This is a genomic window from Blautia sp. 1001283B150304_161114_C9 (assembly GCF_015668165.1).
Lineage (GTDB): Bacteria > Bacillota > Clostridia > Lachnospirales > Lachnospiraceae > Blautia_A > Blautia_A wexlerae.
On record NZ_JADPGO010000042.1, the window covers coordinates 1 to 23,460 of the forward strand.

The window sequence follows — 23,460 nt, forward strand, 5'->3', positions numbered from 1 at the left end:
CGAATGGTTATCCACAAAATAAAAAAATAAATTTCGTCATTTTTTACAATGACTTATGCATACCTCTGAACAGTAACTGTTACTGCTCACTCCGTTCTCAGTAACGTAGCCAAAATTCATTCCAGATTGCCTGCGGCAATGGAATTTGGGCTTGTATGTCTCGGGATTTTGGCATATTCATGCCAAAACACCTCGCGGGATAGTGGTATGTGAACCGTAACATTTTTTTCACTTTCAACACTCTTTTTCTATCATTTCATATAATTTTGCCAACGCTTCCTTAATACCGCCAACCTCATCGATCAGTCCTTCTTTTACCGCCTCTTTTCCTTCCAGCATGGTTCCCACATCTTTTACCAGCTGAGAAGTATCAAGCATCAGCTCTTCCAGACGTTTCTGAGATGCTTTGGAATGTTCGGAAATAAATGTAGTGATGCGGTCCTGAATTTTCTCCATATTCCGGTAAGTCTGAGTCACTCCGATAAACATACCATTGGAACGTACCGGATGAATCACCATCGTAGCACTTGGTACTGCGAAAGAATAGTCAGCAGAAACAGCCATGGGAACTCCTATGGAATGACCGCCGCCCAGAACCAGTGATACCGTAGGAATACTCAATGACGCAATCATCTCTGCAATGGCAAGTCCAGCCTCCACATCCCCCCCGACTGTATTGAGCAAAATCAGGAGTCCTTCAATTTCCTCATCATCTTCAATAATCGCAAGTTTCGGCAGCACATGTTCATATTTGGTTGTTTTTGAATGAGATGGTGCAGACTCATGTCCTTCGACTTCTCCGATAATCGTGAGGAGTTCCACTTTATGCTTTCTGGAATTGCTGTCAAGAACTACCTGCCCCATCTCTTTTATCTGTTCATTTTGTGTATTTTCTCTTTTCAGGTTCTGCTCTTTTCCTGAATCTATGTCCTCCTGTTCATCCACAGTCAGATCTTCATCTGAAAAATCTTCATTATTTTTTCTCTGCCGCTCATTTTGGTATCTGCACATTTCCGCATATTCATCCAAAACTCCCCTCTCTTTTTTTTCTGTTTCTGATTTTCCATAATCTTTTATAATATCCCGCATAAAAATACCTCCAAGATTTTATTCCTGGAGATATTATGTACTATTTTTTTTATTTTATTCCGCACTGTCCTTGGTAACCAGTTTTACTTCTACAGGAATAGACTTCTCAACTGTCTCTCCCTCTGCCAGAGTAATTGCTGTATCTACAGCTGTTTTACCCATCTGGTCTGGCTGCTGCGCGACTGTTGCAAGCATTTTTCCCGCTTTTACAGCAGCAACCGCATCATCTGTAGCATCAAATCCGACAACCTTAATATCTTTTCCGGTTGCAGCAATTGCCTCTAAGGCACCAAGTGCCATCTCATCATTATGTGCAAATACACCTTTGATAGAACCATTTGCCTGAAGTAAGTTCTCCATAACAGTCATACCTGTTGCACGGTTAAAATCTGCTGTCTGGCTTCCTGTTACATCCAGTTTCTCATCAGCTACTTCATGGAAACCTGCACCTCTGTCTATAGTTGCGGAAGCTCCGGTTGTTCCCTGAAGTTCCGCTACCGGTGTACCTTCACCAATCGTTTCTACCAGATACTCTGTTGCCATTTTTGCACCTGCTACGTTATCAGATGCAATCTGGCAGTCTACATCAACACCATTCACAACACGGTCTACAGAAATAACCTTGATACCTTTCGAAATCGCATCCTTTACTGCCGGAGCGACTGCATCAGAGTCTACCGGATTTACGATCAGAACAGATACATTTCTGGAAATCAGGTCTTCTACGTCATTGGTCTGTTTCGCAGCATCATCACCTGCATCAACCGTGATCAGTTCCGCACCTTTTTCTTCTGCTTCTGCCTGTGCACCCTCTGCGAGGCTTACAAAAAACGGGTTATTTAATGTAGATACGGACAATCCAATTGCTCCGTTTCCTACAACTCCATTTTCACCAACTTCAGCTGTTCCCTCGCCGTCAATAGTAATAATCTGGCACCCTGCTGTGGAAGATAACATTGCACACGCAGCTGTCAGAGCTACGATCTTCTTTATTTTCATTTCGAAATCCCTCCTGTATATTATTAACCGGATAAAGTAAGTTCTCTTGCTCCAACTTCGAAAAAACAATAAACATAATGAACAGGAACTTGCTTATAATATCCGCTTGATGTACTCAGACTGCTGTTCTTATCCCCTCAGCAGCCTGAATATGTAATTTTCTTATGTTCTGATTAACGATTTCTGTCAGAAAGTACTGCGATCAGAATGACGATACCTTTTACTACGTCCTGATAGTAAGAAGAAATACCAAGAATATTCATACCATTATTTAAAACTGCGATGATCAAAACACCGATCAGTGTTCCCTGAATTTTACCACGTCCACCACTCATACTGGTTCCACCAAGAGCTGTTGCTGCGATAGCATCCATTTCATATCCATCACCCAGAGTAGGCTGAGCGGAATTCAATCTGGAAAGAAGAATCAGACCGGAAAGAGCAGACATGAAACCTGAAATTCCATAAACTATGATCTTTGTTTTGTCAATGTCAACACCAGCAAGACGTGCACATTTGCTGTTACTTCCTGTTGCATAGATACGTCTTCCAAATGTTGTTTTGTTCAGCATAAAATAAAATGCGATAAACGCAAGTACAAAAAGAATTACAGGAATCGGAATGCGGAAGATGTTTCCTTTTCCTACCAGTTTCAGTGCAAAGCTGTCACCAAGATTGGAAATTGGTTTTCCATCCATAAAGATCATAGTCAGTCCACGGTAAACAGTCATTGTAACAAGAGTTGCGATAAATGCCTGCAGGCGGCCTTTTGTAACAAGGATACCGCTGACAAGGCCAAGACCTGTTCCAATTACCAGTGCAAGGATCATTGCCGGTACAACCGGAAATCCACTTGCGATCATTCCTGCGCAGAGTGCAGTAGACAGACCCAGAATAGAACCAACAGACAGGTCAATCGCATCTGTCAGAATTACACACGTCATACCAAATGCAATAAATCCATTAATAGAAGACTGTCTTAACAGTGACAAAAAGTTACTCCATGTGCGGAATTCCGGACTTACGATGCCTATTCCCACAACAAGAACGATCAATGCAATAAATGCGCCATATTCCTGAACGTATTCAGATACGCTTTTTTTCTTAGTTTCCATTAAATTGTACCTCCCGTAGCCAATGTCATTACTCTTTCCTGATTTGCTTCCTCATAGGAAATGATTCCTCTTACTTCACCCTCACGGACAACCATGATATTATCACTCATTCCAAGTACTTCCGGCAGTTCTGAAGATACCATAATGATTGCAACTCCCTGTGCTGCCAGTTTATTGATAATACTGTAAATCTCTTTCTTTGCTCCAATGTCCACACCTCTGGTAGGCTCATCCAGAATTAATATCTTTGGATTTGTAAGGATCCATTTTGCAAGAACAACTTTCTGCTGATTACCACCACTTAAATTGTTACATTCATGATATGATCCAAAGCATTTGATGTGCAGGTCTTTGATTGCTTCTGCCACCATATTCTTCTCCGCTTCTCTGGAAATTACAGATGATTTAGAAATACGTCTCAGATTACAAAGAGAAATATTCTCCCGGATGCTCTTATCAAGCATCAGACCCTCTGTTTTTCTGTCCTCTGTAATAAATCCAATTCCATGCTCCATTGCCTGACGGGGATTGGAAATCTTTACCTCTTTTCCGTCAATTTCAATTGTACCACTCTCATAAGAAAGATTTCCAAAGATTGCCTGCATGATTTCCGTTCTTCCTGCCCCCATCAGGCCGGAAACTCCAAGCACTTCCCCTGCGCGTACAGAAAAATTTACATCATGGAATGTCCCCTTTCTGGTCAGTTCTTTTACTTTCAAAACCTCTTTGCCGATTTTTACATTCCTGGACGGATAACGCTCACCAATCTCACGTCCGATCATCATTTTGACAATCTCATTCATGTTTGTTTCCGGTATGTTTTTCACACCAATATAAGAGCCATCCCTCAGAACCGTAATTCTGTCACACAGTTCAAAAATCTCCTCCATACGGTGTGAGATATACACCATGGACACACCTTTCTTTCTCAGAGATTCAATGACCTTGAACAATGCTACTGTTTCACTCTGTGTCAATGCAGCTGTTGGCTCATCCATAATGATAACCTTTGCATCTGCCATCAGTGCCTTACAGATTTCCACCATTTGCTGCTGTCCTACAGAAAGTTCTGCCATAACTGTCTTAGGAGAGATATTCACTCCCAGAATATTCAGTGCTTCCTGTGCTTTTTTCTGCATTGCTTTCTTGTCGCAGATTCCGAATTTTCCATGGATTTCTTTTCCCATAAACAGATTTTCTTCTACTGTCAGATCAAACATAACGTTTAACTCCTGGTAGATAAAGACGATTCCTGCTTTCTCAGCTTCCTGCGGATTCTTGTAATTTACTTCTTTTCCGTCAACAAGCACAGTTCCTGCATCTTTGGTGTAAACACCTGTAAGAATTTTCATCAGAGTAGATTTACCAGCTCCGTTCTCCCCCATCAGTGCATGAACCTCGCCGCTTTCCAGTGTAAAGCCAGCCTGCTTCAGTACCTGGTTGGAACCGAACAATTTATCAATCCCACGCATCTCAATTCGCATTACTTTTGCCCCCTTTTATTTATTAGCAGTCTCACTGCCTTCTCTTCTATCCGAAAATACAGCCGGACTGCAGGATGATGTTTGCATATGGAGTAATTTCTCCGCTGCGGATTACTGCTTTACAATTCGCTGTTCTCTTCTTTAATTCTGTATGTGAAACAAATTCAATTTCTATTTTCTTTCCTGTTTCCTGCTCGATTTTTTTTAATAACTGTTCAATTTTTTCAAACATCTCCGGATTCTGCTCACAAATTTCCTCGGCAAGCACAATTTTCTCAATCTTCATATCGTTTGAAACCGGTTTCAAAACATCCATAAAAGAAGGTTTTCCAAATTCAATTGCAAGATCAATCCTTTCTGTTGTGTCCGGTACCGGCAGACCGCAGTCACCGATAGCAAGAGTATCTGTGTGTCCCATACAGGCCAATACTCTTGCGATATCACTGTTTAAAATTCCAAGTCGTTTCATGCTATTTATTTAACTCCTTTTCAACTTCTTCTCGTGTCGGCATTCCTGTCTGTGCTCCAAACTTCTCTGTGGAAAGACTGGCCGCTGTGTTTGCAAAACGAAGTGCAATCTCCAGATCAGCATTCTCTGCAAGCATGGTACAAAATGCACCGTTTAATGTATCACCTGCGCCTGTTGTATCTACAACTTTTGCAGGACGAACCGGCACATGAATAATTGTACCGTCCTTCTTAGCCGCTGCCACGCCGTCAGATCCCAGTGTAATCACAAGTTTCTCAGGATACGCTTTGAGTAATTCTTCTGTGTTTGTATCTGCACCAAATAGTATTTTAGCTTCATGTTCATTCGGTGTCAGCCACGTTATCTTCTCCAGAACTTCTTTTTTCACTTCTCTTGCAGGTGCTGGATTTAATACGATTTTGATTCCATTTTCATGGCAGATATTTACTACATATTCTACAGTTGCTTCCGGAATCTCATGCTGCAAAACCACATAATCTGATTTCAGCAGATCTTCCTTGATACTGTCAACATATTCGCAGTCAACCTTTCTGTTCGCACCTGCAACTACGATAATTGTATTATCATTCTCACCTACTGTAATGATTGCAAGTCCTGTTGGTACACCTGCGATTTTTCTGATATTTCCTGTCTTAACCCCTTTCTCTGCAAGGTTATCGATCAGTGCCTGTCCATGACTGTCATCACCAACACAGCCAAACATCTCTACATCTGCGCCAAGTCTTGCCATTGCCACTGCCTGGTTTGCACCTTTTCCGCCGGGAATGTAACTTAACGTGTCACCATGAAGTGTCTCTCCCTTCAACGGAATTCTCTCTGCAGTTACTGTCTGATCCATATTGATGCTTCCTATAACTGAGATTTTCATATTCTCATCCTCCTTGTATTTATATTTATCATATGACGGTTGCTTTCCATAAATCAACACATGTCTCATTTTATAATTGTTGTTTCTCTTTTTATTAAAGTTACCGGAAATTTATTTACCCGCGTTACTCTGCCTCCGGTTGCGTAACTGATAATGCACTGTACTGCAGTCTTTCCCATGTCCGCAATTGGCTGTCGGATTGTCGTAAGTTCCGGTGTTATCAGATGTGCCAGTGCCACGTTATCAAACCCTATAATCTGCACATCCTCCGGAATCTGATATCCGTGACGTCTCAAGACTTTGAACACAGAAATCGCTACCATATCATTACAGGAAATGATTCCGTCAACTGCCGGATATCTATTCAGGATTTCTTCTGCCACCAGTTGTCCCTGATCAAAACTGTATTCACATTCCAGGTTCTGGACTTCCCGTCCGTACTGTTTGCAGGTGTCTACATATCCCCGATATCTGTCTCTGGCACTGGAATACTTCTGTGGTCCGGAGATATTTACGATATTTCTACATCCACACTGGATCAGATGTCTGGCTGCCAACTTTCCACCTTCATAATGGTCAGCTTCCACAAAAGCCAGTTCTCCATCTGCATTAATACGTCTGTCCACAGCCACCACCGGAATTCCGCAGTCTTTAACTTCCGCGTCAATTTCCTCATTGTTCGTCATAAGAATAATTCCGTCTGCGTTCATTCTGGAAAGCATTCGGATACTCTCTTTCTCTTTTTCAGGTTTATTCTCAGAGTAACACAACGTCATCCGGTATCCCCGGGCATATGCTTCGCCTTCAATTGCCTTCGCCATTTCTGTGAAGAATGGATTCTCGATATCCGGGGCAATCACGCCGATGATCCTTGATGATTTCTTAAACAGGGAACGAGCAACTTCATTAGGTTTGAAACCCGTTTCAGAGATTGCATTTAAAACCCTTTGCATTTTTTCTTCATCTACTTTTGCTGTTCCGTTTATTACTCTGGATACGGTAGAAGGAGAAACTCCTGCCAGTTTTGCTACATCTCGAATACTTGTCATTCCTAGGCACCTCCTGTCGTTGTGTATTTTTTCTTTTGAAACCCGTTTCAAGATGGCTTTATTATATCATTTTCACAATTAATGTCAACGTGGTTTTCAGTCAAAAATGCTTTTCGGCGTTTATTACAGATTTCAGGTTAAAGATTTATGCAATATAGCTGATAAATTTCCAGATACTATAACAAAAATGACCTTTTTCATATGTCATCCATCTTATAACAATCCTCTTAAATGCATTATTTACGAGGATTGCTATATCATACATACAAAAAGGTCATTTTCTCATTAATCAATATTATTCAATCATTCGTTCCAGTTTGTCCAAACGTCAGTTACATCGTCATCCTCATCTAACAGATCCAGTGTTCTCTGAAGATCCTTGAGAGCCTGCTCATCTGTGAGATCTACATATGTCTGAGGGATCATGGCAACCTGTGCTTCTGCGATCGGCGCACCTGATTTCTCGATTTCCTCACGGACTGCACTGAAGTCATCCGGTGCTGTAAGTACTTCATAGCTGTCTTCTTCTTCGTTGAAGTCTTCAGCACCTGCATCCAGAGCAAGCATCATCAGCTCATCAGCGTCCATCTCACACTCTTCTTTGTCAATAATGATCTGACCTTTCTGATCAAACATATAGGATACACATCCCTGAGTTCCGATGCTTCCGTTACCCTTTGTAAATGCATTACGTACATTACCTGCTGTACGGTTCTTGTTGTCTGTCAGAGTCTCAACAATGATAGCAACACCGTTCGGACCATATCCTTCATATACAGCTTTCTCGTAGTTATCTGCGGAATCAGCACCTGCTGCTTTTTTGATACCACGTTCAATTGTATCGTTTGGCATATTGTTTGCTTTCGCTTTGGCAATTACATCACGAAGTTTGCTATTGTTATTCGGATCCGGACCGCCTGCTTTGACAGCCATAACCAGCTCACGTCCGATTACTGTAAAAATCTTACCTTTTTTTGCATCGTTTTTCTCTTTCTTATGCTTAATGTTTGCAAATTTTGAATGTCCTGACATCTTTCTTTCTCCTTTTGTTAATTATTTTTATCTGCTGCTGTTTATACAGCAACATTATTATCCCGCTCCACCTTAACCTTGCCAATGGTTTTATTACCAATAGACAAGATCGTAAAGCAGTATCCAATCGCTTTTATGCTTGTATCAACATCCTTATCTGTAGGAATATGTCCCAGAATATTGGTCAGATAACCGTTCAGTGTTTCAAACTCTGTATCCCCAAAATCTGCATCCAACTCTTCTTCCACATCCTCCAGATAAGCAAGCCCGTCAATGATCAGACTGTTATCTTTTTGTGCGCGGATCGTAATTTCATCCTCATCATATTCGTCCAGAATATCTCCGACAATCTCCTCCAGAATATCCTCCATGGTAACGATCCCGGCTGTCTGGCCATATTCATCCACAACAATTGCCATATGGATCTTTCTGGCCTGCATAGTATGAAAAAGATCTCCAATCCCCCTTGTTTCAGGAATCAGGGATGCCTGGCGGATAATTCCGGGCAGTTCCTTCAACGGTTTGAACTTCGCCCAGGGATTCTGTGTCATAAACTTAAGCGCATCTTTATAATGGACAATTCCTTTGATATTGTCAATATTCTCCTCATATACCGGATAACGGGAATTCCCCTCTTCCAGCATAGTGTCAATCATGTTCTTGAGCAATATCTCCTCGTCAAAGGCCACCATATTCTTTCTGTGAGTCATGATATCATGGGCTTCTGTCTCATTAAAAGATATGATATTCTGGATCATTTCCGCCTCATTCTCCTGGATGACGCCCTGTTCATGAGCTTCATCTACAATGGAAATGATTTCCTCTTCTGTGACAGACTTTTCTGTACGGTTTATCTCCACACCAAAAGGCACTGCTGCCAGTCTGGCGATCCAGGTGACAGATACAGTAAAAGGCTTTAACAGATTCAGCCAGAAATGTACCAGGTTCAGATACTTATATGCATAAGCTTCAGGATGATAAGTACCAACCCGCCGAAAAGCCAGAATACCGATTGCAGCAAGAAAAATCACGCACAATGCCATTACCAGGATCAGTGCAGGCACATGCTTTATGTATGGATAAAATGCATCCACAGCATATGGGACCAGAAAAGTACCAAAACAAATACCACATGCCATTACGATCAGCGGAATTGCATTGACAAACTGCGCCGGTTTGTCGATCAGAGTCATCAGCATCTGTGCTTTTTTATCGCCTTCCTCTGCTTTCTTCTGTGTATCATTCTCACTTATGTTTCTCAGCGCTGCGGCAAACCCGTAAAAAATTCCATTCAGCCACAACAGTAACAGTAAAACAAATAAGCCCCAGAGGGGCATACTACTGCCATCTTCCATTATATTATTCAGTCTCCTCCTTATTGAATATGCGTAATTACTGGTAAAATATATCACTTTCTCCATTAATCGTCAAGATACTGACCGGACAGAGATACCAAAAATTACTGTTCATTTATTGTTCACGCACTACTATCCGAGACATGCAAGCCAAAAAATCGTAATACCGGATCAGATGATATATCCCTTAAAAAGTAAAATCAGAACGTAAGCTCCAGGCTGATCTCAAGTGCATGATTCACCTTATCCAGCATCGCATCATCCAGATGACAGACTTTATCTTTTAATCTTCTTTTATCTATAGTACGAAGCTGTTCCAGCAAAATCACAGAATCTTTTTCAATCCCATAGAGTTCCGCATTGATCTCAATATGTGTAGGAAGCTTAGCCTTGTTCATTTTTGATGTAATAGCAGCACAGATCACTGTAGGGCTGTGCCGGTTACCTACGTTATTCTGAATGATCAGAACCGGCCGGATTCCACCCTGTTCACTCCCCACTACAGGGCGAAGATCAGCATAAAATATATCCCCTCTTTTAATTACCACACAATTCACACTCCGATTCTTTCCGGTTTCAATTTACAACATTGCCATAAGAAGAAACCTTGTTATCAGCCGGATATTTCCTGTCCGGTTAAGATAAAGTATTTCCACCTTTTTCTTGTGTATACATGCGTGGTATATAAAAATCAGTTATCGCTCACTTCGTCTCTATTCAGCAAACAGTAACATTATATTTCTTTCCCGTTTTTAATATAGACTCTCGGCACACGCGGGCTGATATCACAGGCAAACTCATAGGAAAATCTGCCACAGAGATCACCAATCTCCTCAATACCGATAAACTCATCCCCGTCTCTGCCGATCAGTGTTACCTCATCGCCCTTCTTCACATCACCAATCTCAGTCACATCTACCATAAACTGGTCCATACAGACTCTGCCAAGGATCGGAGCCTTTTGTCCATGTATCAGAACCCAGCCTTTATTGGAAAGCTGCCTGGAATAGCCGTCTGCATAGCCCACCGGAACAGTTGCCACACGAAGCTTCCTGTCAGCCACATAAGTACCGCCGTAGCTGATCGCTGCTCCGGCAGGAACGTCCTTCACATAAGTCACATGACTCTTAAGTTCCATAACCGGCTCAAGCTTTACAATATCTCTCTCCACCTCAGAAGAAGGATAAATTCCATAAATTGTGATTCCGGCGCGGACAATATTCAGATTTGCTTCCGGCATACGTATGATGCCCGCACTGTTAGAACAGTGATGCAGAGGAATTTCCACTCCTGCCTCTTCTACGCGCCTTGAAAAATCCAGATACCGCTCCAATTGTACCATAGCCGGACTTCTGTCATACTCATCTGCTCTTGCAAAATGAGTAAACATACCCTCAATCTCAAGATTTGGAAGTTCTGAAATTTTTTTAATTTCCTCTACATTTTCCTGTGCATCCGCAAAACCGATCCTGGTCATTCCTGTGTCCAGAGCAATATGAATATGTACAGTTTTTTTCTGCAGAACCGCTTCGTCTGAAAGTTTCCTTGCCTCCTCATATTCGCACACTGCAGGACGGATCTCATAACGGACAAGTTCCGGAAAATATTCATCAAAAACAATTCCAAGGATCAGGATTGGTTTTGTAATCCCGGCTTCTCGCAGATGAATCGCTTCTTCCGCAGTTGCAGCCGCAAATCCCCAGATATAATCATAATCCTCAATGAGATGTGCAACCGGCACCGCGCCATGTCCATAAGCGTCAGCCTTTATAACTGCGATCATCTTTGTCTCTTCTGCAATATTTTTTCTCATTTCCCGGAAATTATGTTCTACTGCATCCAGTGAAATGACTGCTTTTACTCTGCTATCTTTCTTCATAATAATTTTCCTCTGTTATTTTTTCATGTTAATATCTGCAAATTGTTTCACAGATTTACTGCCTCAAAATGAATATTCTATCTTAGTATTTCCGGCAGAAAACAGATGATATCTCCTGCGGTCATCCCTCGCTGCCCTACTGTTTCAGCAGCCAGATCACCTGCCAGCCCATGCACATATACACCAAGTGCAGCCAGCATAACAGGAGAAAATTTCTTTTCTGCTGCCAGATACATACACTGTATACCGGCAAGCACACCGCTTAACACATCTCCACTTCCCGCTGTAGCCATTCCTGCATTACCCGAAATGTTCAAATACATATCTCCAAAAGCATCTGCCACCACAGTACAGGCATCCTTCAGAACGCAAACCGCTCCAGACTCCTTTGCATAATCAGCTGCGGTCTGTGCCAGACAATCCTGGATCTTACCGATTTCTTTTCCGCACAGACGACTCATCTCACCAATATGAGGTGTCAGGATCACATGTTCCCCGATAAAACACTTCCAGTTGTCATGGACTGACAGAAGATTCAGGCCATCTGCATCCAGAATTACTGTTTTTTTACACTCAGCTGCCTTCGCCAGGAACCACTGAGCTCTTTCCCTGCTCTGCGCTCCGGTTCCAAGACCCGGTCCTATCACAAGCACATCACACCAGTCAAGCATTGCCTGGTTTTTTTTCTCATCAAAATCACAGGTGATCATGGCTTCCGGCAACAGTGTCTGCAACGGAATCCTGTTGGCCTCCACGGTCTGAATTCTCACCATTCCCGCAGAGCTTTTCAGAGCAGCTGCTGCACTCAGATATGCAGCTCCGCACATTCCTTCGCTGCCAGCTATAAGAAGAACCTTGCCGAAGGTTCCTTTATTTCCATAGGGAACTCTCTCCGGAAGCATTTTCAAATCTTCACGTTCCAGATGATGCATACAGATTTTCTTTCCGGGTATGGAATAGATTCCGATATCCGTAACAACGATCTCACCGCCATACATGCGTCCGGGATAAAAACACAGCCCTCTTTTGCGAAAAGCAAAGGTAACCGTAAGATCTGCCCGGAATGCAATCCCCTTCTCAAATCCGGTATCTGAGTCAATCCCGGATGGAATATCCACAGCTACTTTATACGCAGATGCCCGGTTCATTGTACTGATAAGCTCTGCATATTTTCCCTCTACAGGTCTGCTCAGTCCAACCCCAAAGATGGCATCTACTATAGTAGTATATTCATCCGGATCCAGGTTATGCACCCGGGGCACCTGATAATATTCTGCTGTTTTAAGCTGTCCGGCAGTTTCAGCAGTCATTTTCTCTTCCTTACCCGCAATATAATACCAGGTTCTGACTCCTCTCAACTGAAGCAGTCTGGCAATTGCCAATCCGTCTCCGCCATTGTTGCCGGTTCCGCAGACCACAAGGATTTTCTCTTTTTCTTTATTCTTTAATCTCTGTACAATCTCCTCAACCGTCTTTAATGCCGCCCTCTCCATAAGTACCGGAGAAGATATCCCGGCTTTCTGAATCGTATTATGATCCAGTTCTTTCATCTCAACAGCAGTTACAATCTCTCTCATCTGTTCACCTCCTGTTTACAATAACACATTTACATACAAGAGAAAAGCTGTGATCAGATGACCACAGCCTTGTGTTTCACAGTTATCCCTTACATCCCTTCATGTTCCTTTCTGTACTCACTCAGGTTATAGGACAAAGTCATAAGACTCTCTGAAAGATGTACGTTCTCTACCATTACATCCTCCGGGGCATCCAGATCAATATGTGCAAAATTCCAGATTGCCTTAATTCCATTATCAATTAAAATCTTTGCCATCTCTTTGGCTTTATTTTTAGGAAGAGTCAGGATCGCGATCTCAACCTCATTCTCCTTCAGAAACAAAGGAAGATCGCTCAACATCTGAATCTCAATTCCACGAACTGCAATCCCCTCAAGTACAGGATTGACGTCAAAAATACCAACCAGCTTAAATCCGCGCTTTTCAAAATCCACATAATTGGCCAATGCCTGTCCCAGATTACCGGCACCCAGAATAATCATCGGATGTACAGTATCCAGCCCAAGGATCTTACCGATTTCTGTATACAAATAGCGTACATTATAGCCGTAACCCTGCTGACCAAAACCACCGAAATTATTTAAGTCCTGACGAATCTGGGAAGCCGTCACATGCATCTTCTTGCTAAGATCATTTGAAGATATACGCTCTACATTCTCCTCCATCAATTCACCGAGGTAGCGGTAGTACCGCGGCAGACGCTTGATTACCGCTTTCGAAATTTCCTTAGCTTCCACAAATTTTCCCTCCTTAGCTTATCTATGTCAATTATACCCAGATGTTATTTTATTGTCAAATTAAATTTGTACTTTTTGACCAAATATTTCTGTATTTTTTTATCAATTTCATTCTGAAAAATTCCCCGGAATATCATATTTTCTTCCATGCATCCATCCGGTGCTTTCTTTTCCCTGGACAAAATCTCTTAAAATGCTTTCAAAAACAGGCATTTTCGATTATAATAGTACGCGGACAAATTACAAACGGAGGAATTCCTATGATTTTATCATGTCAGAATATCTGTAAATCCTTTGGCGAAAAAATCATTCTCAAGGATGCCAGTTTCCATATAGAAGACCGCGAAAAGGCAGCTCTCATCGGCAATAACGGTGCAGGCAAGACGACTCTGCTGCGAATCATTATGCATGAGCTCTCCCCGGATTCAGGAAACGTGGTACTTGCCAAAGATAAAAATATCGGCTACCTTGCCCAGTATCAGGACATTCATGGCCATCATACCATTTACGAAGAACTGATTTCCACCAAACAGCACATTATTGATATGGAGAATCGTCTGCGCTCTCTGGAACAGGAAATGAAAACCACCACCGGAGATGCTCTGGACAGCCTGATGAATACTTACACAAGACTGAGTCACCAGTTTGAACTGGAAAATGGTTACGCTTACAAAAGTGAGATCATGGGTGTATTAAAAGGTCTTGGTTTCACAGAAGAAGATTTCGAACGCCAGATAGAAACTCTTTCAGGCGGCCAGAAAACCCGCGTAGCTCTGGGTAAACTGCTTCTTGCCAGCCCTGACATTCTTCTTCTGGATGAGCCTACCAACCATCTGGATATGGAGAGTATTTCCTGGCTGGAAACCTATCTTCTGAATTACCCGGGTGCTGTATTTATCGTATCCCACGACCGTTACTTTCTTGACAAAGTCGTAACAAAAGTTGTGGAAATCGAAGCAGGAAATATGCGTATGTACAGTGGCAACTATTCTGCCTATGCCCTGAAAAAAGCCCAGCTGCGTGACGCCCAGTACAAAGCCTACCTGAACCAGCAGCGGGATATCAAACATCAGGAAGCAGTCATTGCCAAGCTGAAATCCTTTAACCGCGAGAAATCTATCAAACGTGCAGAAAGCCGCGAGAAAATGCTGGATAAAGTCCAGCGCATTGATAAACCACAGGAGATTCAGAATCAGATGCGCATTTCCCTGGAACCAAGATTTGTCAGCGGAAATGATGTCCTTACTGTGGAAAGTCTTTCCAAATCTTTTCCCGGACAGACACTTTTCAGTGACATCTCCTTTGAGATCAAACGTGGAGAACGTGTAGCCCTGATTGGCAATAACGGCACAGGCAAAACCACCATGTTAAAGATCATCAATGGGCTGATCGATGCAGACAGCGGCAGATTTACTCTTGGTTCCAAGGTACAGATTGGCTACTATGACCAGGAACACCATGTTCTTCATATGGAGAAAACTATTTTTGAGGAAATCTCAGATGCTTATCCCACACTTACGGAAACAGAAATTCGAAATATGCTGGCAGCATTCCTTTTCACAGGGGATGACGTATTCAAACTGATCTCCGCTCTGTCCGGCGGAGAAAGAGGTCGTGTTTCCCTCGCCAAGCTGATGCTGTCCGAAGCAAACTTTCTGATCCTCGATGAGCCCACCAACCATCTGGATATCGCTTCAAAAGAGATTCTTGAAGAGGCATTGAACAGTTACACAGGAACAGTATTCTATGTTTCCCACGACCGTTACTTCATCAACCAGACAGCTACCCGGATCCTGGATCTGACCAATCAGGCAATTGTAAATTATATCGGAGATTACGACTATTATCTGGAGAAAAAAGAAGAGCTGACGGAAAAATATGCTCCGGCTGCCGCTCAGGCTGTGACAGAAGCAAAGCAGGCTTCTGATAACAAGCTTTCCTGGCAGCAGCAGAAAGAAGAACAGGCCCGTCAGCGAAAACGCGAGAATGAACTAAAAAAAGTAGAAGCCCGCATCGAAGAACTTGAGACCAGAGATAAAGAGATCGACGAGACCATGATTCTCCCGGATATCTGCACAAATGTGGCAGAATGTGCGAAACTTAGCAAAGAGAAAGCCGCCATTACCGAAGAATTAGAAGGATTATATGAAAAATGGGAAGAACTTGCATAATGCAGGTTCTTCCCATTTTCGCAGTTTATAACTTTTTACAGGTTTCTCCGCTGCAGTGTGATCCTGCCCGGAGAACTTTATAATGTTATAGAAACATTACCGGATAATTTCTGACATTATAAAATTTCATCCAGTCTCTCTCTGATGGCAAAGATGAAATCTTTGCTGTTCAGTATTGTCACATCCTCAAGAGAAGTGATCAGCGCAAGGTCTTTTGTCATCTTACCGCTTTCAATCGTCTCCAGAGTCGCCTTCTCCAGTTTATCAGCAAATTCCATCAATTCTTTATTGTCGTCCAGCTCACCTCTTTTTCTCAGAGCTCCGGTCCATGCAAAAATAGTTGCTACAGAGTTAGTAGATGTCTCCTCACCTTTCAGATAGCGATAATAATGTCTCTGTACAGTTCCATGAGCAGCTTCATATTCGTAATATCCCTGTGGAGATACCAGTACAGATGTCATCATAGCCAGAGAACCAAATGCTGAAGAAACCATATCGCTCATAACATCTCCATCATAGTTCTTGCAGGCCCAGATAAATCCGCCTTCAGCCTTCATGACACGAGCTACGATATCATCGATCAGGCTGTAGAAATATTCAATGCCTGCTGCCTCAAATTTCTCCTTAAACTCATCCTCATAAATAGTTGCAAAGATTTCCTTAAAACGTCCGTCATAAATCTTGGAGATCGTATCCTTGCCGCCAAGCCACAGGTTCTGTTTTGTATCCAGTGCATAATTAAAACAGCATCTTGCAAAACTTGTGATAGAATCATCCAGATTGTGCATACCCTGAAGCACACCCGGTCCCTCATAATGATGGATTAGCTCTTTTCTCTGCTGTCCGTCTGCGCCTTCAAATACCAGATAAGCATCTCCGGGGCCGTCAATATACATCTCTGTGTTCTTATACACATCACCATAGGCATGACGTGCGATGGTGATCGGTTTCTTCCAGTTCTTAACACATGGTTCAATACCCTTCACTACGATTGGGGCACGAAAAACAGTTCCGTCAAGAATTGCACGAATCGTTCCGTTAGGACTCTTGTACATTTTCTTTAAGGTATACTCTTCCATTCTTGCCTTATTAGGAGTGATAGTTGCACATTTCACTGCTACGCCGTACTTCTTTGTAGCCTCTGCCGCATCAACAGTTACCTGATCATCCGTTTCATTTCTGTATTCCAGACCAAGGTCATAATACTCAGTGTTCAAATCAATATACGGAAGAAGAAGTTCATCTTTGATAATTTTCCAGAGAATTCTGGTCATCTCATCTCCATCCATCTCCACAAGTGGTGTCTGCATCTGAATTTTTTTCATGTTAATCCTCCTCTTTGGCTCTTATCCAGTTAATTATCATGATAGCCGAAAACAGACCGTTCGTCAATGCTTTTATACACTAGAGCGTATCTGAAAAATCATTCCCGCAATCTGTACGCCCCACTTTGCGGATATTTCACCCGCATTCAGTTGCCGTAGCCCGCTACGGCGCCCTCATCCGGGCAAAATATCCCACAAATTGTGACGCACATCTTGCAGAAAGCCTTTTTCAGACACGCTCTAAAGCAATAATTTTGTGAAATAAAAGATTACTGATCACAGTTCCATAAAACGTTCCAGATCCAGTTCTCCCCATCCCTGCTGATTCTTTGGCAATCCCATATCCCTGGCACTTTCTTTCAATTTCATCTTAATCTGAACATTAGTCAGCTCCGGATTCTTCTCAAGCATCAATGCCGCTGCCCCTGCAACCAGAGGTGTAGACATAGAAGTACCACTCTTCACTCCATATCCGTTATCTGCTCCCGGTGCACAGGCAAGAACATGATTCCCGGGTGCAACCAGATCCGGTTTACAAACACACTCAAAGGTAGGTCCCCTGCCGGATATGGCAGTCCGTCCTGTAAGCAGATCGCTGGAGCCTACTGTGATAATCTTCCGGCTGCTTCCCGGTGCTGTCACACTTCCTGCCTTCGGTCCCTGATTTCCTGCCGCAGCCACTACCACCAGACCTGCATCCCAAAGTTGTTCCACACCCGCAATCAGAACTCTGTGATCTTCTGCTCTCCTGCAGGTTGTTCCCACCGAGATATTCACTACACGTATCCCATAATATCTCTTATTCTCCAGAATCCAGCGAAAAGCCTGCAAAACATCTTCTTTCCTGCCATTTCCCGTTCTGTCGAGCACCTTCAGAACTATCAGGCTACACCCGGGGGCAATTCCTCTGATCCGTCCTTCCGAAGCCCTTCCGTCACCGCCAATGATCCCACATACATGGGTTCCATGAGAATTATCATCATAAGGTCTGATACGATGTCCGATGAAATCTTGAAACGCAAGTATTCTCCCTGTAAAATCTATATGAGGAAAAATCCCGGTATCCAGAACACACACACCCACGTGCTTTCCTGTATATCCGGAATCATCTGAATTCTTCATAAAAAATCCTCCGAATCATCTGGATAATGAAATCTTACCGCAACTGTTCATCAGGTCGCTGCAAAGACAATGAACATCTGCGTCTTACTTTAAATTATTCGGAAGATTATATTTTCGTGTCCGACAGTTTCTCCTGTCATATCTCCGTTTTTCTGTAAATAAAATGTATAAAGCTTCCATGATATGCAGATACTTCTGATATGCAAAACAACAGGCATATACAGAATCTGTTACAGAAATCCCGAAAAATATCCTTATAGCAATTTCATATAATAACTGTAACCATCTGCATAATATTAAGGAGACAAATTATGACTGCATTATTATTGATACTGGTATTTTTACTCTTTCAGACCTTCGTCCTGCTCTGCTGTGTAGCTGCCGGAAATGACGCTGCCTCCCAGGAAATCTCCGATCAGGAACAAATGGAATTTATCCGGGAATGGAAAAAAATACATTGCAGCAGCCCTCAAAAATAAAGGGCTGCTGCAATGTGCTGATAAACCTTCTACATCACATAACAGTCATATCGTATTGCTTTTCCTTTTAATATATAAGAAGGCTCTCTTCCATCAAGACAGACGCTCTTAAGAGGACGTTTTACGATAATTCTGGAAGGTCCGGCTTTGATAGCTGCATCAAAAAGATCTTTTTCCTCAGAACATGGAGGTTCAAGTTTCTGGATCAGCTGAAGTTTTTTATTTATCAGACCGGATTTCTGTCTCTTCGGGAACATGGGATCAAGATAGATCACATCTACCGGATCCATAAGTTTCTCCATACATGACACACTGTCACCCTCTACCAGTTTCATTCTGGAAGCAATGTCTTTTAATACGGGATGCTTTCTGGCACGCCGGAGCGCATCCTTCAAAAGTGCGGCGATCACCGGATTCTGTTCGTATAATGTCACCTCATAGCCATATGCTGCAAGAAGGAAACCATCCTCCCCCATGCCTGCAGTGGCATCAATTGCTTTCAGATGTTCTCCCTCAGTTTTGACCGCACGTACCAGCATTTCATGGGAAAGTCTTCCGTTTGTGACTCTGTGCAGCATTCCTTCAAAATCTCCCTGATATGTCAGGCCATAACCGGTAAGTGATACGCCCCGGGAGTCAAACATTACTGTCAGATGTTCTCCCGGTTTGTCCATAATCGGAACATTGTTCTTTCTGGCAAAAGATTCTGCCATTTCTCTTTGCCCGCCCTTACCCAGGCAGACTGTTATCTTATCATTCATTTACACATTTCCCGCAAAATTTAATTTTCTTTTAATGCTTTTTCTATTTCAGAGATCACAATTCTGAGTGCTTTGATACGGGCATATTTCTTGTCAACAGATTCCAGTACATGCCATGGCGCAAAGGAAGTGTTTGTCTTCTGAAGCATCTCATTTACGGCCACTTCATAGGCATCCCATTTCTCTCTGTTTCTCCAGTCCTCATCTGTGATCTTCCATTGTTTCTCCGGATTATTCTGTCTCTCCTGAAAACGCTCCAGCTGTGTATCCTTATCAATCTGTACCCAGAATTTAATAATGACTGCACCCCAGTCTTTAAGTTCTTTCTCAAACTCATTCATTTCGTTGTAGGCACGTTTCCAGTCATTTTCACTGCAAAATCCCTCCAGACGTTCTACCATAACTCTGCCATACCAGGTTCTGTCAAAAATAGCGATATGCCCATTTTTCGGAAGTCTTGTCCAGAAACGCCATAAATAATGTCTGGCCTTCTCATGCGGTTCCGGACTTGCGATTGGATGTACTTCATAACCCCGGGGATCCAGAGCTTCTGTAATACGTTTGATATTACCTCCTTTACCTGCCGCATCCCAGCCTTCATACGTGATGATCACAGGAATACGTCTCCTGTACAGTTTATTATGGAGTTCCCCCAGTTTACTCTGGAGCTGTTTCAGTTCTCCCCTGTACTCCTCGTCATCCATTGTTTTATCTCTCAGATCAATATCCGACAGACGGGGAATCTGCTCCAGAGGGAATACATTCTGCAAAATCGGAACGGAATGTGCCTGATTCTGCATGGCAACTTCAATATTGCTTACCATAGTCTCCAGCACCTGAAGTTCCGCCCATTTTCTGTCACTGGCATCTATGATGTACCATGGTGCAGAGGACGCATTCGTGTCAGACAGATACTGAGAAAATATTTTTGCACATTTTTTGTAATGTTCATTCTGCCATTTATCAAAGTCTGACACACGCCATCTGGTGTCTTTATGATCCAGAAGTAATTTTTCACGCCGCTTCTGTTCATCCCTGTCAATCTGCATAAAGAATTTCAGCACCAGATAACCATTATCTGTAAGCTGCCGCTCAAAACGGCGGATGCTGTCAATCCGCTGTGTATAACCTTCGCCTTCAATCTCGCCCGACAGACAGTCTTTACAAGTCTGCTCCATCCAGCCGGAATCCAGAAATGTAAATTTTCCGGCTTCCGGAATCTGTTTAAAATAGCGATACAGAAATGGATATCTCAGTTCTTCTGCTGTGGGAGCTGACATAGTGGCAACCTTAAAGAAACGCGGATCAATATTCTTAATGACTTTTCCGATCGTACTTCCCTTGCCGGAAGATCCCCAGCCTTCAAAGAGTACGATTACCGGGATCTTATGTTCCTTGATTTTCATCTGAAAATCATAGAGCTGACTTCTTGCTGTCTGCAGACGGGTTTTGATTTCCTCTTTTTCCGGCATATGTGCCGGAGTCCATGTTGTAAGCATAACATTGATCCTCCTTTTATTTTTCTTCGTAACTGTTCAATACTTTCACAGTCAGAAACTGTTGAATAGTTGCCCTTTTCATTAATAGAATATCTCAAATTCAGCTGAAATAATCATAACATGAAATCTGTTTATCGTAAAGCAGGAGTATGATATCACTACTGAATTGTTTTAATTGCATTATTTTATGGGATTACTATGGATTTTTTCTAAAGCCACAATATTTTCAGGATATTCTTCCCAGGTGAGATTTCGTTTGATCCTGGCCGGACTGCCCATTACCAGTGAGCCATCCGGTATCACAGTATTCTTGGTAACCAGGCTTCCTGCACCTATAATACAGTCCTTTGCCAGGCAGATCCGGAAAGATTTGCCCGCCCCCAACTGATGAGCATTACAAAATTCCTGTCTGGTAAAAGACAGCTTCTTCTCTTTATAATAAAAATGATCATATCGGATTTCAGAATTTCCGTAATCCTTTCTCAGGCCGTTATCAAAAGCAACATCCAAATGATAATAAGGTAATCATCCGTATCTGTTTTCTCACCGTTTATCATCTCTTTGCGTCAATCCATATTTTTTTAAATCCACCGTTCCATTGACAACCTCAATTCCATCTGCTTCCAGTAGCTTTTTCTGTACATCTTTACCGCCGAAGGCAAAAGCCCCTGACAGTTCTCCTCTGAAATTCACTACCCGATAACAGGGAATATGCTCCGGATCCGGATTCTTATGGAGGGCATTCCCTACCGCTCTCGACATTCTCGGATTCCCTGCCATTTCGGCAACCTGACCATAAGTTGCAACGCATCCTTTCGGAATTTGCTTCACTGCCTCATAAATCTTCTTTGTCGGGCTGTATGTTACGAGATCATAGCTTTCGGATATCATTCTTTTAATATCTTTATCCGGTACCGTCCCATTTAGAATAATGGTATTCCAATGTTCCTTATTCTGATGATAACCAGCCTGTACAGATTCATAGGCACTTCGCCAAAAATCACGCCACTCCGGATCTGCTTTTACATTCAGATTAACATAACCGTTTCGTTCATAGATCCATAAAAAAATTTTTTTGTTTTCCCTCGCTCTTACCACTTGCCAGTTCTGATCACGGAAAGGTCTTTCCGTATATGTATTCTGAAATGATAAACCGAATTCCAGCGCTGCTTCTCGTGTAATCATGCAATTTTGATTCATTTATTTCACCCTTATTCCCTGAAATTATTTCTGGCATCTTCATAATCTCTTGGAAGTCCCTCAAACAAAATTATTGCCTTATCATACTGTTCCTCTTCCATACATGATATAGCTTTCCTATACTGTTCCTGCTTCCTGATTTCTTTTAATTCCCTGTCCCGCATCTCGGCTGTTTTCTCACTCTGATCACATTCTTTTAAAAAGCCCTATCCTCACACGGAAAAAGTCAAGCTGTTTATTACATCTATTTTTCCCCTTCATTCGCTTCCTCTATTGTCACACTCTCCTGTACCTGCATATCCGTATACTGAACACGAATAACTGCCTGCGGCCAGTTTATGCTGACCATTGCTGTTTTGTCTTTCTCATCTCCTGCTTTCCGAATAAGCTCCAGCAATTCCTTCAGTACTTCCTTTGTCAGATAACCGCCTCTCCAGTGAAAAATAAGTACCCTGCCTTTCTTCGCCGCCTGCAAAGAACGTTTATACACATCCTCTTTCTTAGTAAAAGAAAGCTTCTTCTCCTTATAGTAAAAGTGCTCATGATCACCGCAGTGAGGCGCCGGCGCAATAAGAGGCTCATGATCCCTGAAAATCTGTGAATCATCCAGATTGAAATAATCATAGCGGATATTTTCACAGATAAAATCATGCACATACTTCTCTTTCTCCCACTCAGATAGCTTCTGAGCCGGGCGAATCAGCTTCTCAACTCTGGCAGTCATAGCCTTTTGATGTTCGCAAATCTTCTTTTTATCAAAAAGATACTCCGGAATAAAAATCAGATTCGGAGAGTCTTTATAATACCGGTATTTATAACTGCTCACCCAAAATATCTCCGGATGATCCAGACGCATCTGAAAAAAACATTATAAAGTTCTTCTCCCTCTAATGCCGGAATCTGAAATTCATCCGCCAGGTTTTTCACACCGCTAAGAATGCTGTGATATGCAGCCTGCTGCGCTTTATTCATATGGTTGTAATAATATTGCTCCATTGTTATCTTATCTCCAAGTTCTTCGTCACTTAAAATCGCCAGCATCACATATGACTATTCAAAAAATGGTTTTCTTTTTCTGGTGAATTAATTTATACCACTGCTTCCACTATCGTTTTCCCATTCACTGAAGTAACGAGAATGCGACGCGCAGTTATTCAACATTTTCCGTCATTTTATCAATTACATCCGAAATCCCTTCAATCTGCTCAATCGGTCTTTCCTGTAATACT

Annotated in this window: 23 protein-coding genes and 1 pseudogene; 2 read left to right on the forward strand and 22 right to left on the reverse strand. The window is 42.4% G+C overall.

Features of this window, described 5'->3' with window-relative positions:
• Positions 1-234 precede the first annotated feature (234 nt).
• The 13 genes from I4V44_RS15560 to I4V44_RS15620 form a co-directional block, all read right to left on the reverse strand.
• Entirely contained in the window at positions 235-1,011 is a 777-nt protein-coding gene (locus I4V44_RS15560) for a ClpP family protease (RefSeq protein ID WP_420314523.1), read from the reverse strand.
• 132 nt (positions 1,012-1,143) lie between these two features.
• Entirely contained in the window at positions 1,144-2,088 is a 945-nt protein-coding gene (locus I4V44_RS15565) for a substrate-binding domain-containing protein (protein WP_026648177.1), read from the reverse strand.
• Positions 2,089-2,261: 173 nt separating this feature from the next.
• Positions 2,262-3,203, reverse strand: coding sequence for an ABC transporter permease (locus I4V44_RS15570; RefSeq protein ID WP_026648176.1), 942 nt, complete (start codon positions 3,201-3,203; stop codon positions 2,262-2,264).
• Complete coding sequence (locus I4V44_RS15575) at positions 3,203-4,687, reverse strand: sugar ABC transporter ATP-binding protein (RefSeq protein ID WP_195990599.1); 1,485 nt, start codon at positions 4,685-4,687, stop codon at positions 3,203-3,205. The genes I4V44_RS15570 and I4V44_RS15575 overlap by 1 nt, the downstream gene beginning before the upstream one ends.
• A gap of 46 nt (positions 4,688-4,733) precedes the next feature.
• Entirely contained in the window at positions 4,734-5,156 is a 423-nt protein-coding gene (gene rbsD / locus I4V44_RS15580) for a D-ribose pyranase (RefSeq protein ID WP_196002938.1), read from the reverse strand.
• A 1-nt stretch (position 5,157) separates the two neighbouring features.
• Positions 5,158-6,045, reverse strand: coding sequence for a ribokinase (gene rbsK / locus I4V44_RS15585; RefSeq protein ID WP_196002939.1), 888 nt, complete (start codon positions 6,043-6,045; stop codon positions 5,158-5,160).
• Positions 6,046-6,110: 65 nt separating this feature from the next.
• Positions 6,111-7,121, reverse strand: coding sequence for a LacI family DNA-binding transcriptional regulator (locus tag I4V44_RS15590; protein WP_334291930.1), 1,011 nt, complete (start codon positions 7,119-7,121; stop codon positions 6,111-6,113).
• A gap of 276 nt (positions 7,122-7,397) precedes the next feature.
• Positions 7,398-8,126 (reverse strand): YebC/PmpR family DNA-binding transcriptional regulator, encoded by a 729-nt coding sequence (locus tag I4V44_RS15595; protein WP_055057467.1) that lies wholly within the window; start codon positions 8,124-8,126, stop codon positions 7,398-7,400.
• A gap of 41 nt (positions 8,127-8,167) precedes the next feature.
• The gene (locus I4V44_RS15600; RefSeq protein ID WP_226824588.1) at positions 8,168-9,481 is read right to left on the reverse strand and encodes a hemolysin family protein; all 1,314 of its coding nucleotides are present in this window, start codon (positions 9,479-9,481) and stop codon (positions 8,168-8,170) included.
• A 200-nt stretch (positions 9,482-9,681) separates the two neighbouring features.
• Positions 9,682-10,029 carry a type II toxin-antitoxin system PemK/MazF family toxin gene (locus tag I4V44_RS15605; RefSeq protein WP_020994045.1) on the reverse strand — a complete coding sequence of 116 codons (348 nt, stop codon included), beginning with the start codon at positions 10,027-10,029 and terminating at the stop codon, positions 9,682-9,684.
• 185 nt (positions 10,030-10,214) lie between these two features.
• Positions 10,215-11,360, reverse strand: coding sequence for an alanine racemase (alr, locus tag I4V44_RS15610; protein ID WP_008703932.1), 1,146 nt, complete (start codon positions 11,358-11,360; stop codon positions 10,215-10,217).
• 77 nt (positions 11,361-11,437) lie between these two features.
• Positions 11,438-12,937, reverse strand: a complete 1,500-nt coding sequence (locus I4V44_RS15615) for a bifunctional ADP-dependent NAD(P)H-hydrate dehydratase/NAD(P)H-hydrate epimerase (RefSeq protein ID WP_055149079.1) — start codon at positions 12,935-12,937, stop codon at positions 11,438-11,440.
• Positions 12,938-13,026: 89 nt separating this feature from the next.
• The gene (locus I4V44_RS15620) at positions 13,027-13,674 is read right to left on the reverse strand and encodes a redox-sensing transcriptional repressor Rex (RefSeq protein ID WP_022380002.1); all 648 of its coding nucleotides are present in this window, start codon (positions 13,672-13,674) and stop codon (positions 13,027-13,029) included.
• Between the two features lie 260 nt (positions 13,675-13,934).
• Here I4V44_RS15620 and I4V44_RS15625 point away from each other — a divergent pair, with 260 nt between their 5' ends.
• Positions 13,935-15,845 carry an ABC-F family ATP-binding cassette domain-containing protein gene (locus I4V44_RS15625; protein WP_008703937.1) on the forward strand — a complete coding sequence of 637 codons (1,911 nt, stop codon included), beginning with the start codon at positions 13,935-13,937 and terminating at the stop codon, positions 15,843-15,845.
• Between the two features lie 116 nt (positions 15,846-15,961).
• Here I4V44_RS15625 and I4V44_RS15630 read toward each other — a convergent pair whose 3' ends face one another.
• The 3 genes from I4V44_RS15630 to I4V44_RS18370 all read right to left on the reverse strand — a co-directional run bounded on the left by I4V44_RS15630 (position 15,962) and on the right by I4V44_RS18370 (position 17,370).
• A complete protein-coding gene (locus I4V44_RS15630; RefSeq protein WP_196002940.1) occupies positions 15,962-17,170 on the reverse strand; it encodes an NADP-dependent isocitrate dehydrogenase in 1,209 nt (402 codons plus the stop codon).
• Between the two features lie 72 nt (positions 17,171-17,242).
• On the reverse strand, positions 17,243-17,320 hold the full coding sequence (locus tag I4V44_RS18365) for a DUF6783 domain-containing protein (protein ID WP_334297970.1): 78 nt from the start codon (positions 17,318-17,320) through the stop codon (positions 17,243-17,245).
• Entirely contained in the window at positions 17,317-17,370 is a 54-nt protein-coding gene (locus I4V44_RS18370; protein ID WP_319792444.1) for a DUF6783 domain-containing protein, read from the reverse strand. Before I4V44_RS18370 ends, I4V44_RS18365 begins: the two co-directional genes overlap by 4 nt.
• Between I4V44_RS18370 and I4V44_RS18375 the strand changes: the two genes are divergently transcribed.
• A complete protein-coding gene (locus tag I4V44_RS18375) occupies positions 17,347-17,430 on the forward strand; it encodes a DUF6783 domain-containing protein (RefSeq protein ID WP_334297971.1) in 84 nt (27 codons plus the stop codon). The two genes, I4V44_RS18370 and I4V44_RS18375, sit on opposite strands and share 24 nt — an antisense overlap.
• A gap of 16 nt (positions 17,431-17,446) precedes the next feature.
• On the opposite strand, the gene I4V44_RS15635 is transcribed toward I4V44_RS18375, so the two are convergent.
• The 6 genes and pseudogenes from I4V44_RS15635 to I4V44_RS15660 all read right to left on the reverse strand — a co-directional run bounded on the left by I4V44_RS15635 (position 17,447) and on the right by I4V44_RS15660 (position 23,227).
• A complete protein-coding gene (locus I4V44_RS15635; RefSeq protein WP_008703939.1) occupies positions 17,447-18,292 on the reverse strand; it encodes a S8 family peptidase in 846 nt (281 codons plus the stop codon).
• A gap of 508 nt (positions 18,293-18,800) precedes the next feature.
• Entirely contained in the window at positions 18,801-19,532 is a 732-nt protein-coding gene (locus I4V44_RS15640; protein WP_008703940.1) for a class I SAM-dependent methyltransferase, read from the reverse strand.
• 20 nt (positions 19,533-19,552) lie between these two features.
• Positions 19,553-21,031, reverse strand: coding sequence for a polyphosphate:AMP phosphotransferase (gene pap / locus I4V44_RS15645; RefSeq protein ID WP_055052429.1), 1,479 nt, complete (start codon positions 21,029-21,031; stop codon positions 19,553-19,555).
• 180 nt (positions 21,032-21,211) lie between these two features.
• Positions 21,212-21,541, reverse strand: coding sequence for a hypothetical protein (locus tag I4V44_RS18610; protein ID WP_330596898.1), 330 nt, complete (start codon positions 21,539-21,541; stop codon positions 21,212-21,214).
• 33 nt (positions 21,542-21,574) lie between these two features.
• Complete coding sequence (locus tag I4V44_RS15655) at positions 21,575-22,216, reverse strand: methylated-DNA--[protein]-cysteine S-methyltransferase (protein WP_173691745.1); 642 nt, start codon at positions 22,214-22,216, stop codon at positions 21,575-21,577.
• A gap of 259 nt (positions 22,217-22,475) precedes the next feature.
• A pseudogene (locus tag I4V44_RS15660) lies at positions 22,476-23,227 on the reverse strand (transglutaminase domain-containing protein).
• Positions 23,228-23,460 lie beyond the last annotated feature (233 nt).

Excerpts from the sequence above, each read along its gene's own strand:
- I4V44_RS15655 (WP_173691745.1), bottom strand. The coding sequence starts at position 22,216 with ATGATTACACGAGAAGCAGCGCTGGAATTCGGTTTATCATTTCAGAAT.
- I4V44_RS15600 (WP_226824588.1), bottom strand. The coding sequence starts at position 9,481 with ATGGAAGATGGCAGTAGTATGCCCCTCTGGGGCTTATTTGTTTTACTG.
- I4V44_RS15630 (WP_196002940.1), bottom strand. The coding sequence starts at position 17,170 with ATGAAAAAAATTCAGATGCAGACACCACTTGTGGAGATGGATGGAGAT.
- I4V44_RS15640 (WP_008703940.1), bottom strand. The coding sequence starts at position 19,532 with ATGAATGATAAGATAACAGTCTGCCTGGGTAAGGGCGGGCAAAGAGAA.
- I4V44_RS15570 (WP_026648176.1), bottom strand. The coding sequence starts at position 3,203 with ATGGAAACTAAGAAAAAAAGCGTATCTGAATACGTTCAGGAATATGGC.
- I4V44_RS15575 (WP_195990599.1), bottom strand. The coding sequence starts at position 4,687 with ATGCGAATTGAGATGCGTGGGATTGATAAATTGTTCGGTTCCAACCAG.
- pap (WP_055052429.1), bottom strand. The coding sequence starts at position 21,031 with ATGCTTACAACATGGACTCCGGCACATATGCCGGAAAAAGAGGAAATC.
- rbsD (WP_196002938.1), bottom strand. The coding sequence starts at position 5,156 with ATGAAACGACTTGGAATTTTAAACAGTGATATCGCAAGAGTATTGGCC.
- I4V44_RS15560 (WP_420314523.1), bottom strand. The coding sequence starts at position 1,011 with ATGTGCAGATACCAAAATGAGCGGCAGAGAAAAAATAATGAAGATTTT.
- I4V44_RS15565 (WP_026648177.1), bottom strand. The coding sequence starts at position 2,088 with ATGAAAATAAAGAAGATCGTAGCTCTGACAGCTGCGTGTGCAATGTTA.
- alr (WP_008703932.1), bottom strand. The coding sequence starts at position 11,360 with ATGAAGAAAGATAGCAGAGTAAAAGCAGTCATTTCACTGGATGCAGTA.
- I4V44_RS15635 (WP_008703939.1), bottom strand. The coding sequence starts at position 18,292 with ATGAAGAATTCAGATGATTCCGGATATACAGGAAAGCACGTGGGTGTG.
- I4V44_RS15615 (WP_055149079.1), bottom strand. The coding sequence starts at position 12,937 with ATGAGAGAGATTGTAACTGCTGTTGAGATGAAAGAACTGGATCATAAT.
- rbsK (WP_196002939.1), bottom strand. The coding sequence starts at position 6,045 with ATGAAAATCTCAGTTATAGGAAGCATCAATATGGATCAGACAGTAACT.
- I4V44_RS15625 (WP_008703937.1), top strand. The coding sequence starts at position 13,935 with ATGATTTTATCATGTCAGAATATCTGTAAATCCTTTGGCGAAAAAATC.
- I4V44_RS15595 (WP_055057467.1), bottom strand. The coding sequence starts at position 8,126 with ATGTCAGGACATTCAAAATTTGCAAACATTAAGCATAAGAAAGAGAAA.